Below are 11,066 nucleotides of genomic sequence, written 5' to 3'. Positions count from 1 at the left end.
GGTATCCGGGCAACCATTTCGACATCTACTTCGACGAGGTCTTCGAACAGGCCGTCTACGACCAGACCGATTTCCTCACCTCGATCCTGCGACCCTGAGCGCCGGCGAGTACCGGGACCACTGCGCCGATCCCGGTACCACGTGGATACCCCGGGTCGCCGGCCGTCAGGCCGCCGGCCCGGATCGGGTCATTTCACGAACGACACGTTGAACGGATACTTGTGCTCACGGCCGTTGTTGGCCGCGATACCGCCCATGACCTCCAGTACGATGCCGGCGATCCAGATGATCGGGAACAGCAGCAGCCCGATCAGCACGAACATCAGCACCATGGACACCACGTAGCCGATGGCGAGCAGGATCTGGAAGTTCAGGGATTCGACAGCGTGCCGGCGCACGAACTCGTCGCGGTCCTTGTACATCAACCAGACGACGAGCGGGGCGATGAACCCGAGCACGATGGCACCGAAATGCGCCAGCATCGCCCAGGTCTTGGCATCGGAGGGGGACACCGGTTGGGCGCCGGGGGCACCATACGCGGGCTGCGGCGCGTAGGGCTGCTGGGCGCCGTATTCCGGCTGCGAGGGATACGGCTGACCCTTGGTCGGGTCGTATGGAGGCTGAGGTGCGGTCATCACATTCCAAACTCGCTGGTAACAGGACGTTTTCGAGAATAAACGCCCGGACCCGGATTCGGGAGTGCGAAAACACCACACCTTGGTGAACTGTCCCGTGGGCGCCACCGATGACACTGTCCGGCCAGGGCCGGAAACCGGCTCGACCTGCACTGTCCGGAAGGCACAGCGATCCGGCGGAGATCTTGTACCGCCATCCTCTCGATCCGCGGCCTCCCACGTTGTTAGATGGCGTAAGAACTTATCGCCCACAGGAGAGGACTCATAACCCATGGCCGAGAGGATCGCAGTGGTATCCGGCGCCGCCCGCGGAATCGGGGCGGCAATCGCCAAACGGCTCGCCTCCGACGGGATGAAGGTCGGGGTGCTGGACCTCGACGAAGCCGCGTGCACCGACACCGTCAAGGCGATCACCGAGGCCGGCGGTCAGGCGATCGAACTCGGCGCCGACGTCAGCGATGAGGAATCGGTGACCGCCGCCGTGGAGCGGCTGGCCCGGGAACTGGGCGAACCGACCGTCGTGGTCAACAACGCCGGTGTGCTGCGCGACAACCTGCTGTTCAAGATGAGTGTCGACGACTGGGACACGGTTCTGGGCGTCCATCTGCGCGGCGCCTTCCTGCTCACCCGGGCCGCGCAGAAGTACATGGTCGAACAGAAGTACGGCCGCATCGTCAATATGTCCAGCACCTCGGCCCTGGGCAACCGCGGCCAGGCCAACTATTCCGCCGCCAAGGCCGGTATGCAGGGCTTCACCAAAACCCTCGCCTTCGAACTCGGCAAATACGGCGTCACCGCCAACGCCATCGCCCCCGGTTTCATCGTCACCGATATGACCGCCGCGACCGCCGCCCGCGTGGGCGTGGATTTCGAGGACTTCCAGAAGGGCGCCGCCGCCCAGATCCCGGTGAACCGGGTCGGACAGCCGGAGGATATCGCGCATACCGCGTCGTTCCTGGCCAGTGAGGGCGCGGGGTTCGTCTCGGGCCAGGTCATCTACGTCGCGGGTGGGCCGCGGGACTGACGGCAGTGGGGTGGCCGGGGCCGGCCACCCCATTGCACCCTCCGGAGCTCGGTTCACGCCGAGCCGCCACAAGGCCATTCGTCGTCGCGTGCGCCGGGATCGCTTGCAGTTGCCCTTTTTCGGGTGGCTTGCCGAGGTCGCTGCCGATCAAGGAAATGTCGCACTCACAGCGTACGTTGGCCGCTATGACGGAGCAGCGGTCCAACCCGCACGACGCATACTTCCGCAAGGTGATGGCCCGCCCCGACAACGCCGCGTCCGAACTTCGCGCCGTCCTGCCCGATACCATCAGCGCTCGCATCGACTGGCCCACCCTGGAACTCCAGCCCGGCAGCTTCGTCTCCCCCGAGCTACGCAACCGCTACAGCGACCTGCTGTTCCGCGCCCGGCTCGACGGCCACCCCGCCTACCTCTACATCCTGACCGAACACCAGTCCAGCAGCGACCGGTTCATGGCCTTCCGCATGCTCGAATACATGGTCGCCATCTGGCGCCAGCACCTCGCCCACAACAGCCGCGACAACAAGCGCACCGGCACTGCGAAGGCCGCAACCCTGCCCGCGATCATCCCGGTGGTCGTTCACAACACCGGACACGGACGCCCCTGGGCGGACCCGACCGAATTGGCCGATCTGCTCGACCTGGACCCCGCCGCCCGCGCGGCCCTGGACCCCTACCTGCCGCAGCTTCGGTTCCTGCTCGACGATATCTCCGCCACCGACCTCACCGCCCTGCGCGAGCGCGACCTCACCCCCGCGACCCGGGTGCTACTGGTCCTGCAGAAGATCGCGCCCCACAACAAGGGCCTCGGTCGCGATATGCTGGATTGGCTCGAAGACCTGCGCGCGCTGGAATCCGGTCCGGACCCTCTCGGTGACTACGTGACCGTCCTGACCTACATCATGACAGTCGGCGACACCGCCGAGACCGATCTCGCGACGGTATTCGAACAACTCGGCCCGCGCGCAAAGGAGGCGATCGTGACCACAGCCGAAACAATCGAAGCCCGCGGAGAAGCCCGCGGGCGTGCCATGGGGCGCGCGGAGGGTATGGCCGAAGTGTTGATCGAGCAGATGACGGTCAAGTTCGGCCCGCTACCCGCCGCGGCGATCCGCCGGGTCCGGGCGGCCGACCCCGAACAGGTACGGGCCTGGACAGCGCGAGTGCTCACCGCGGAGACTGTGGAAGATACACTCGCCTGAGTTCCGCAGACGGGCCAACAGCCCGGCCGGTCGGCCGCGAGCATGCGGATTGACCACACGACCCCACCGACTTAGGATCACCTAACCGGTTGATGGGCCCAGCGACAGCCAGTGGTGCGCCGGCCGCGGAAACCCTGCTGTCGCCACGGAGGCACCATGTCACGATTCGTCAAGTTCGCCCTGATCACACTGGTCGCCGCCATATTCGGACTCGGTCCCACCCAACTCGCCTCGGCCGATGTGTCCGTCCGCAATGCGACGGCCTCCGACCTCTATGTCCGCGACGAGTCGCCCGGCCTCGACCAGCTCGAGCGCATGTACGCGGCTTTCTACAACCCGAACATCTCGCTCGACCACAAGGTCGCGGTGAGCCAGGGCGGCGAGAAGGTGCGCCCGGTGCTCGAGCAGCAGATGGCCTACAGCACCAGCTTGGACTTCTTTTCCATTCAGGGCCGCGCCATCGGCCCCGTCGTGATCGAGGGCGACACACTGACCGTGACCGGGCAGGGCCTCATGGCCGGCTTCCCGATGACCTCGGCCACCTACTACCTGGTGCGTGAGGACGGACTGTGGAAATTCGACTGGAAGCGGTTCTGCGCCAATATCGCGTGCTCGGGAAATCCGACGTTCGACTTCTGACTTTTCTGAAGCCGCGCTCAGGTCGTTTCAGGATCCCTTCAGCACCGTCCTGCGACAGTGGCTGCCGTAACGGGCTCGACTCGCGACGGTGAAAGGGGATCGGATATGGACCGGACGGTGCGCATCGGCGGGGATCGGTATCGGGTGGTGGGCAAGGCGCGGCTGGCGGCGGTATCGCGGGCCTGTTATGGAAAGTTCCGGTTCGAGCTGCGGCGGGAGGCGGACGGCTCGGCGTGGACGGTATTCGGGACCCGGGTCACCCCCGCCTCGGAGTTGCTCCGCGGTGACTGAGTCCCGAACCGGGCAACGGTCTCGTAGCATCCTGGGTAAAAGCCTTACCGCGCAGGGCGGTTCGCCGCATTCTCGACCTATGCGGATACGACGAATCGGACCCGAGGATTGGCGGACCGCGCGGGCGGTCCGATTGGACGCACTGGCCGGGTCACCGCCCGGCACCTTCTCCGTGACGCACGAAGACGCCGTGCGCTGGGGCGAACATCGATGGCGCGAATGGACGACGAAACGCGACGCCTTCTTCGTGGCCGAATCGGGGGCCCGGCCGGTGGGATCGGCGGGGGTCATCGAAACCGGCGACGGCCCGGAACTGGTGTCGATGTGGACCGCGCCCGTGGCCCGGCGTACGGGCGTTTCCGATCGGCTGGTGCGGGCCGCGATCGAGTGGGCCCGGCGTGCGGGGCACCGGAAGCTGCGGTTGTGGGTGGTCGAGGGCAATCGCGCCGCCGAACGCCTCTACCTGCGCACCGGGTTCACCCGCACGGGCGCGGTGCGCCCGTGCGGCGCCGATGATCCGCGACCGGAGAACGAGATGGCGCTGGCACTCCCCCAGCCGATGTTCACATTCACCACTTAACAGACGCAGATGCGTCGATATACTTCGCCATGTGACGCATCTACGGATAAAGGACGCCGCCGCGCTCCTCGGTGTCAGTGACGACACCGTACGGCGCTGGATCGACCAGGGGCGCCTCGAGGCGATCCGGCTGGAGAACGGTCGCCAGGGTGTCAGCGGCGCGCAGCTCGCGGGGCTGGCCCGGCAGATCGCCGAGGCACCCGAGCCGGGGGTGACGGTGGCGGCGTCGGCGCGCAACCGGATGCGTGGCATCGTGACCCGGGTGGTCACCGATAAGGTGATGGCCCAGGTGGAGATGCAGGCCGGACCATTCCGGCTGGTCTCGCTGCTGAGCCGGGAGTCGGTGGACGAACTCGGGCTCGAAGTGGGCAGTGTGGCGGTCGCGTCGGTGAAATCGACGCATGTCGTGGTCGAGATCCCGGAGAGCCGATGATGAGTAATGCGAAACGATTCCTGCGCTGCGCGGCGCCCGTCGCCGTTGTGCTGGCGGCGCTGACCGGGTGCTCATCGGGCGGCGACACCGAGGAGAACGCCACCGGGATCCGGGGCACGGTCAACGTCTTCGCCGCCGCGTCGCTCACCGAAACCTTCACCACCCTCGGCGAACAGTTCGAGGCCGCCAACCCAGGGGTGGACGTGGTGTTCAACTTCGGCGGCAGTTCCACACTGGCCGAACAGATCTCCCAGGGCGCACCCGCCGATGTATTCGCCTCGGCCGCGCCGCGCAATATGCAGCAGGTGGTGGATTCCGGCGATATCACCGCCGCACCGGTCACCTTCGTCCGCAACCGGCTCGAGATCGCGGTGCCCACAGGCAATCCGGGCAGTATCAGCGGACTCGCCGATTTCGGGAAGAGCGAACCGCGGATCGCGCTGTGCGCCGAACAGGTTCCCTGCGGTGCCGCGGCGCGGAAGGTGTTCGAGGCGGCGGGCGTCACCCCGCAGCCCGATACTCGCGAGCAGGATGTGAAAGCCGCGCTCACGAAGGTGCGGCTCGGGGAGGTGGACGCGGCACTGGTGTATCGCACCGATGTGCGAGCCGCGGAGGACACCGTGATGGGAATCGAATTCCCAGAAGCCGACAAGGCGGTCAACGACTATCCGATCGCACCGGTGGCCGCCGCCCCCAATCCCGCGGCGGCCGCGGCGTTCGTCCAGTTCATCGGGTCCCCGCAGGCCCGCACGGTCTTCACCACGGCCGGATTCGATACGCCGTGAGCGGTGCGCCGGCGCTGCGGCGGCGGGCCGCGGCGCTGCGCCGGCGCCGGGCCGTGCGCGGACGCCGGCCGCTGATCCTGCTGGCACCCGCGCTCCTGGGGCTGCTGTTCCTGCTGGTACCGCTGGCCGGGTTGCTGGTCCGGGCGCCGTGGGGCGATCTGCCGGCGCGGCTGTTCAGCGCGGAGGTCGGCCAGGCGCTGCGGCTCTCGCTCATCTGCGCGAGTCTGGCCACCGCGCTGTGCCTGGTCCTGGGTATCCCGCTGGCCTGGCTGCTGGCCCGCGGCGACCTACCGGGCCGCGGCCTGGTGCGCGCGCTGGTCACGGTGCCGCTGGTGCTGCCGCCCGTGGTCGGCGGGGTCGCGCTGCTGCTGGTGCTGGGCCGCCGCGGTCTGGTCGGCCAGTACCTGTACGACTGGTTCGGTATCGCGCTGCCCTTCACCACGGCGGGTGTGGTGGTGGCGGAGGCGTTCGTGGCCATGCCGTTCCTGGTGATCTCCGTGGAGGGCGCACTCCGCGGCGCGGATCCGCGTTACGAGGAGGCGGCCGCCACCCTGGGGGCGTCGCGCTGGCTGACCTTCCGCCGGGTGACGCTGCCGTCGATTCTGCCGGGGGTGATCGCCGGGACCGTCCTGTGCTGGGCACGGGCCCTGGGTGAATTCGGCGCCACCATCACATTCGCCGGGAATTTCCCGGGCCGCACCACCACTATGCCGCTGGCCGTCTATCTGGCGCTGGAATCCGATCCGGCGGCCGCGATCGTCCTGAGCCTGGTACTGCTCGCGGTCTCGGTGGTCGTACTGGTCGCGTTGCGGGAGCGCTGGATCCGGGGCGCGCTGTGATATCGCAGGAGGCGAACGCGTGACGCTGTCGGCCGAGTTGCGGGTCGGCCGGGGTGATTTCCTGCTCGACGTGGACCTCACCCTGGCACCCGGTGAAGTGGTCGCGCTGCTGGGTCCCAACGGCGCGGGCAAGACGACCGCACTGCGGGCACTGGCCGGGCTGACACCGCTCACCGGAGGTTCCATCCGTCTCGACGATCGGATCTGGGACGAACCTCCGGGCGAGTTCGTACCCGCCGAACACCGGTCGTGCGGTGTGGTGTTCCAGGACTATCTGCTGTTCGCTCATCTCGACGCCCTCGACAACGTGGCCTTCGGGCCTCGTGCTCGCGGTATGCCCCGGGCGGCCGCCCGTGCACGGGCGGCGCACTGGCTGGACCGGGTGGGGCTGGCCGAATTCACGCACAGCCGGCCCCGCGCGCTCTCGGGTGGGCAGGCCCAGCGGGTGGCGCTGGCGCGGGCGCTGGCGGTCGAGCCGCAACTACTGCTCCTGGACGAACCGCTGGCGGCGCTCGACGCGGCGACCCGGGTGCGGGTGCGGTCCGAACTGGCCCACCACCTCGGCGACTTCCCGGGGCATACGCTGCTGGTGACCCACGATCCCCTCGACGCCATGGTGCTGGCCGACCGGCTCGTCATCGTGGAGGACGGCGGTATCGTCCAGCAGGGCCCGCCGGGTGAGATCGCCCGGCGGCCGCGCTCGGACTATGTCGCAGAACTCGTGGGACTCAACCTGTTCCGGGGTATCGCCGCCGGCACCCGGGTACGCCTCGACGGTGGCGGCGAACTCACCGTCGCCGAACCGGCCACGGGGCCGGTGCATCTGACCTTCGCACCGGCCGCGGTGGGCCTGCATCCCGACCGTCCCGCCGGCAGCCCGCGCAATGTCTGGCCGGTCACGGTGGCCGGTCTGGAACAGCACGCGCATACCGTGCGGGTCCGGTTGGACGGCGAGGTGGCGGCGCTGGCCGATATCACCCCGGCCACCGTCGCCGACCTGCGGATCGGTCCGGGGTCGGCACTGTGGGCCGCTCTGAAGGCCACCGAGATCCACACCTATCCGGCATAACCGGTCGCCGTCATCCCGGGAGCCGGTCCTGCATCCCGAGGGCCTGTCGGCCCGGCTGGCCAATCCACGGCAGGTGCGTGCACAACTTCTCGAACGCCCTGGCGCGACAGGCCGGTACCACCGGCGATCCGCGGTTGCGTGCGCTCTACGACGAGGTCAGCGGCTATCCGGCGGTCGAGAGCGATACCGCGGATCCGGATGCTGCGCGTCCGGGCCCGCTCCAGGTCCCGATCCGGGTCCGGACCGAACTGGGCGAGCTGTCCCTGTTCGGCACCATGGCCACCTTCGGCGCGCCCGCGGACGTGACGCTGTCGGAACTGGCGGTGGAGATGTTCTGTCCGCTGGACGAATTCACCGCACGGGCGTTACGAACGATGGCGGCGGCAGCCGGGCAAACGACCGAAGGTGCGCCGCGATAGCGCACCGATTCGCGCCGGTGCGCGCGGCCGGGCACAGACCACGATGGCCGCCCCGTGCCGCGCGGCGGCCTATTGCGGGCCGTCCAGGCGTTCGAGGACGCGCCCGACGATCGCGGCGAAAGCCACCACCTGCTCCTCGGTGAGCGGGTCGAAAACCAGCTCGCGCACGGTTTCCACATGGCCGGGCGCAGCCTGTTCGATCGCCGCGCGCCCCTGCTCGGTGAGCACTATGAAGGCGCCGCGGGCGTCATCGGGGCAATCCTCGCGGCGTACCAGGCCGCGCTTCTGCATCCGGCCCAGATGGTGCGACAACCGGCTCTTCTCCCATTGCAGGATCTGGCCCAATTCCCCGACGCGCAGCCGCGGCTCGGGCTGGTCGGTGAGCCGGACCAGTACCTCGAAATCGGCGAGCGAGAGCCCGGAGTCGCGCTGCAACTGCCGGTGCAGGCGGGCGACGAGCTGAGTGTGCATCGTCAGGTAGCCCCGCCAGGCCCGGCTCTCCCGCTCATCCAGCCATCGCGTTTCGGTCATAAGCCCAGCTTAACGCAGTAGTTGACATATCACCAATCACGCAGCACCATATGTATGACACATCAACTACTTCTCGGAACCGGAGACACAGATGACGACCGCGACGAATGTGAAAGAGCTCAGCGGCACCTACGTACTCGACCCGACCCATACCCGGGTCGGTTTCGTCACCCGGCACGCGATGGTCACCAAGGTGCGCGGATCGTTCAACGATTTCACCGGCAGCGCCTACTTCGACGCGGAGAACCCGGCCGCCTCCTCGGGCGAGGTGACCATCCAGGTCGCCAGCATCGACACTCGCAACGCCCCTCGCGACGAGCATCTGCGCGGACTCGACTTCATGGGTCTCGAGGAATACCCGGAGATCACCTTCCGCACCACCGCGATCACCCCCACCGGCCCCGATACCTTCGATGTCACCGGCGATCTCACCATCAAGGGGGTCACCCGGCCGGTCACGGTCCCGTTCACCTTCGAGGGCCAGGCCAATGATCCGTTCGGCAATGTCCGGGTCGGTTTCGAAGGGTCCGCGACCATCAACCGCAAGGACTGGGGAATCACCTGGAACGCGACGCTGGAAACCGGCGGCGTGCTCGTATCGGAAAAGGTCGTCCTCGAATTCGAGGTCTCGGCGATCAAGCAGGACACCGAACAGCAGAGCTGACAACCCGCCGGCCCGGCCGCGCCGGTGACGCCGCGGACCCGCGAAGTCCGCAGCGCTACCGGCCGGGGCGGCGGCACCGGCCCCGATTTCCGCCTATCCGGCGTAAGGGGCCTCGACGGCCGTCACAGATAGCTGGTGTCGTTGACCGACCGCACCGACGCTCCCCCGTCGGGATAGAACTCGGCCAGCGAGAGCGACGCCAGATCCAGATGCAGGCGATAGAGCAGCGACGGCCCGACCCCGAGGGCGAGTTGCAACAGAGTCTTGATGGGGGTCACATGACTGACCACCACGATATTGCCCCCGGGATAACGCGCCACCAGATCCCCGCGCACGGCCTCGATACGCTCCCGCACCTCGTCGAAGCTCTCCCCGCCGGGTGCGGGCAGCGACGGATCGCCCAGCCAGCGGGCATGCAGTTCCGGATCGCGCTGAGCGGCCTCGGCGAAGGTCAGTCCCTCCCATTCGCCGAAATCGGTTTCGGTGAGACCCTCCACCACGCGGACATCCAGGCCGAGCGCGGCGGCCGCGGCATCCGCGGTTTCCCGGGCCCGCCCCAGCGGTGAGCTGACCACGGCGGCGATATCGCCCTTCGCCGCGAGCATCTTCGCCGCGCGGGCCGCCTGCTCCCGGCCCACCGCGGTGAGCGGCGGATTGCCGCGACCGGAATAGCGGCGCTGGATAGACAGTTCGGTCTGGCCGTGCCTTAGCAGCAGGAACCGGGTGGGCCGTCCGGTCGCACCGGTCCAGCCCGGCGCGGTCGTCGGCTCGGAGAGCCGGGCCGTCGCGCTGCGGGCATCCGCGGCCACCGTGGCACCGGCCGCGCCACCGGACCCGGGCCGCTGGGAACGCTCGGCGGCATTCACCTCCGCTACCAGCCCGGCATCGTCCATCGCCTCGTTGGCCAGCCGGTCGGCGTGCGAATTCTCGGCGCGCGGGATCCAGCGATAACTCACCCGCTCGAATCCGGCGGCGAGCCGGCGGGCCCGGTCGGCGAGCGGGATCAGCGCGGCATGCTTGATCTTCCAGCGACCCGACATCTGCTCGACCACGAGTTTGGAATCCATCCGCACCGAGACCACCTGCGCGCCCAGTTCGGCGGCGGCCTCCAGTCCGGCGATCAGCCCGCGGTATTCGGCGACATTGTTGGTCGCGATACCCAGCGCCTCCTTACGCTCGGCGAGCACCCCGACCCGGTCGGCGTCGAAAACCACGGCACCATAGCCCGCTGTTCCCGGATTGCCCCGGGATCCGCCGTCGGCCTCGACGACCACTTCCCGCACACTCATCCCGGCCTCCCGATCCGCTACCCGCTACCGTCCGGCGCTCACAGTCCGGATTCCTTGGTGCGCACCAGTACCGCACCGCATTCCGGGCAGCGCACCACCACATCGGGCGCGATCTTCGCGATCCGGGCGATCTCGCCGCGGTCCAGTTCGATCCGGCAGGCGCCGCACCGGCGGGCCTGCAACAATCCCGCGCCGACCCCGTGGTCGCCGCGCTGGCGGTCGTAGATGGCGAGCAGTTCGGCGGGAAAATCGCCGACCAGGTCCGCCCGATCGCCCTCACACCGCTGCTGCGCCACGTCGAGATCACCAATTGCCCGGTCGCGGTGTTCCCGCGCGGTGGCGAGCTCGGATTCGGCCTGGTCCAGGCGCGCGCCCGCATGCTCGTGATCGGCGGCGGAGGCCTCCCGGCGCTCCATCACCTCGAGCAGTTCGTCCTCGAGCACCGAGCGGCGGCGTTCCAGGCTGCCCAGTTCGTGCTGGAGTTCGGAGAGCTGTTTGGCGCCGACCGATCCGGCCTCCAGCACCCCGCGGTCGCGCTCCTCACGCTTGCGAACCGCCTCGACCTCGCCCTCCAGTTTGCGGATATCGCGATCCAGATCGTCGAGCACGATCTCCACGGCCACGGCGGCGTCCTTCTGGGCGTTGCGTTCCGTCTCGACCCGGTCG

15 protein-coding genes are annotated in these 11,066 nt (G+C 68.4%); 11 read left to right on the top strand and 4 right to left on the bottom strand.

All coding sequences use genetic code 11. The annotated features are described in order from the left end of the window. Window positions 1–188: 188 nt before the first annotated feature. Window positions 189–635: a DUF4870 domain-containing protein gene (locus ACWDU1_RS22050; RefSeq protein WP_450001088.1), complete on the bottom strand. Its 447-nt coding sequence runs from the start codon at window positions 633–635 to the stop codon at window positions 189–191. Between the two features lie 271 nt (window positions 636–906). Between ACWDU1_RS22050 and fabG the strand changes: the two genes are divergently transcribed. The 10 genes from fabG to ACWDU1_RS22000 all read left to right on the top strand — a co-directional run bounded on the left by fabG (window position 907) and on the right by ACWDU1_RS22000 (window position 7,916). Continuing rightward, window positions 907–1,659, top strand: coding sequence for a 3-oxoacyl-ACP reductase FabG (gene fabG, locus ACWDU1_RS22045; protein ID WP_357429035.1), 753 nt, complete (start codon window positions 907–909; stop codon window positions 1,657–1,659). 185 nt (window positions 1,660–1,844) lie between these two features. Then, window positions 1,845–2,861: an Rpn family recombination-promoting nuclease/putative transposase gene (locus ACWDU1_RS22040; RefSeq protein WP_450001086.1), complete on the top strand. Its 1,017-nt coding sequence runs from the start codon at window positions 1,845–1,847 to the stop codon at window positions 2,859–2,861. A 156-nt stretch (window positions 2,862–3,017) separates the two neighbouring features. Beyond that, window positions 3,018–3,500, top strand: a complete 483-nt coding sequence (locus tag ACWDU1_RS22035) for a hypothetical protein (protein WP_450001085.1) — start codon at window positions 3,018–3,020, stop codon at window positions 3,498–3,500. Between the two features lie 105 nt (window positions 3,501–3,605). Next, window positions 3,606–3,791, top strand: a complete 186-nt coding sequence (locus ACWDU1_RS22030) for a hypothetical protein (protein WP_450001084.1) — start codon at window positions 3,606–3,608, stop codon at window positions 3,789–3,791. Between the two features lie 79 nt (window positions 3,792–3,870). Continuing rightward, a complete protein-coding gene (locus ACWDU1_RS22025) occupies window positions 3,871–4,371 on the top strand; it encodes an N-acetyltransferase family protein (protein ID WP_450001082.1) in 501 nt (166 codons plus the stop codon). Between the two features lie 31 nt (window positions 4,372–4,402). Beyond that, complete coding sequence (locus tag ACWDU1_RS22020; protein WP_450001080.1) at window positions 4,403–4,804, top strand: TOBE domain-containing protein; 402 nt, start codon at window positions 4,403–4,405, stop codon at window positions 4,802–4,804. After that, a complete protein-coding gene (modA, locus tag ACWDU1_RS22015; RefSeq protein ID WP_450001079.1) occupies window positions 4,801–5,589 on the top strand; it encodes a molybdate ABC transporter substrate-binding protein in 789 nt (262 codons plus the stop codon). The genes ACWDU1_RS22020 and modA overlap by 4 nt, the downstream gene beginning before the upstream one ends. A 35-nt stretch (window positions 5,590–5,624) precedes the next feature. Continuing rightward, a complete protein-coding gene (modB, locus tag ACWDU1_RS22010) occupies window positions 5,625–6,428 on the top strand; it encodes a molybdate ABC transporter permease subunit (protein ID WP_450001089.1) in 804 nt (267 codons plus the stop codon). A 19-nt stretch (window positions 6,429–6,447) separates the two neighbouring features. Further along, complete coding sequence (locus ACWDU1_RS22005; RefSeq protein WP_450001078.1) at window positions 6,448–7,497, top strand: ABC transporter ATP-binding protein; 1,050 nt, start codon at window positions 6,448–6,450, stop codon at window positions 7,495–7,497. A 77-nt stretch (window positions 7,498–7,574) separates the two neighbouring features. After that, window positions 7,575–7,916: an MmyB family transcriptional regulator gene (locus ACWDU1_RS22000; RefSeq protein ID WP_450001076.1), complete on the top strand. Its 342-nt coding sequence runs from the start codon at window positions 7,575–7,577 to the stop codon at window positions 7,914–7,916. Between the two features lie 69 nt (window positions 7,917–7,985). Here the strand turns inward: ACWDU1_RS22000 and ACWDU1_RS21995 are convergent, their stop codons facing one another. Further along, a complete protein-coding gene (locus ACWDU1_RS21995; protein ID WP_450001075.1) occupies window positions 7,986–8,447 on the bottom strand; it encodes a MarR family winged helix-turn-helix transcriptional regulator in 462 nt (153 codons plus the stop codon). A 91-nt stretch (window positions 8,448–8,538) separates the two neighbouring features. Here ACWDU1_RS21995 and ACWDU1_RS21990 point away from each other — a divergent pair, with 91 nt between their 5' ends. After that, window positions 8,539–9,111, top strand: a complete 573-nt coding sequence (locus ACWDU1_RS21990) for a YceI family protein (RefSeq protein WP_450001073.1) — start codon at window positions 8,539–8,541, stop codon at window positions 9,109–9,111. A 122-nt stretch (window positions 9,112–9,233) separates the two neighbouring features. Here ACWDU1_RS21990 and ACWDU1_RS21985 read toward each other — a convergent pair whose 3' ends face one another. Together ACWDU1_RS21985 and ACWDU1_RS21980 are read right to left on the bottom strand one after the other, a co-directional pair. Continuing rightward, a complete protein-coding gene (locus ACWDU1_RS21985; RefSeq protein WP_450001072.1) occupies window positions 9,234–10,400 on the bottom strand; it encodes a bifunctional RNase H/acid phosphatase in 1,167 nt (388 codons plus the stop codon). 38 nt (window positions 10,401–10,438) lie between these two features. Next, a partial coding sequence (locus tag ACWDU1_RS21980; RefSeq protein WP_450001070.1) for a zinc ribbon domain-containing protein occupies window positions 10,439–11,066 on the bottom strand: 628 nt, incomplete at its 5' end.

It is taken from the genome of Nocardia sp. NPDC003345 (assembly GCF_053589395.1).
This window is presented reverse-complemented; position numbering and strand designations above follow the sequence as displayed.

Bases quoted from the DNA above. Each gene is read 5' to 3' on its own strand.
- ACWDU1_RS21995 (WP_450001075.1), bottom strand. From the start codon at position 8,447: ATGACCGAAACGCGATGGCTGGATGAGCGGGAGAGCCGGGCCTGGCGG.
- ACWDU1_RS22035 (WP_450001085.1), top strand. From the start codon at position 3,018: ATGTCACGATTCGTCAAGTTCGCCCTGATCACACTGGTCGCCGCCATA.
- modA (WP_450001079.1), top strand. From the start codon at position 4,801: ATGATGAGTAATGCGAAACGATTCCTGCGCTGCGCGGCGCCCGTCGCC.
- ACWDU1_RS22030 (WP_450001084.1), top strand. From the start codon at position 3,606: ATGGACCGGACGGTGCGCATCGGCGGGGATCGGTATCGGGTGGTGGGC.
- ACWDU1_RS22040 (WP_450001086.1), top strand. From the start codon at position 1,845: ATGACGGAGCAGCGGTCCAACCCGCACGACGCATACTTCCGCAAGGTG.
- ACWDU1_RS22025 (WP_450001082.1), top strand. From the start codon at position 3,871: ATGCGGATACGACGAATCGGACCCGAGGATTGGCGGACCGCGCGGGCG.
- ACWDU1_RS21985 (WP_450001072.1), bottom strand. From the start codon at position 10,400: ATGAGTGTGCGGGAAGTGGTCGTCGAGGCCGACGGCGGATCCCGGGGC.
- ACWDU1_RS21990 (WP_450001073.1), top strand. From the start codon at position 8,539: ATGACGACCGCGACGAATGTGAAAGAGCTCAGCGGCACCTACGTACTC.
- ACWDU1_RS22050 (WP_450001088.1), bottom strand. From the start codon at position 635: ATGACCGCACCTCAGCCTCCATACGACCCGACCAAGGGTCAGCCGTAT.
- fabG (WP_357429035.1), top strand. From the start codon at position 907: ATGGCCGAGAGGATCGCAGTGGTATCCGGCGCCGCCCGCGGAATCGGG.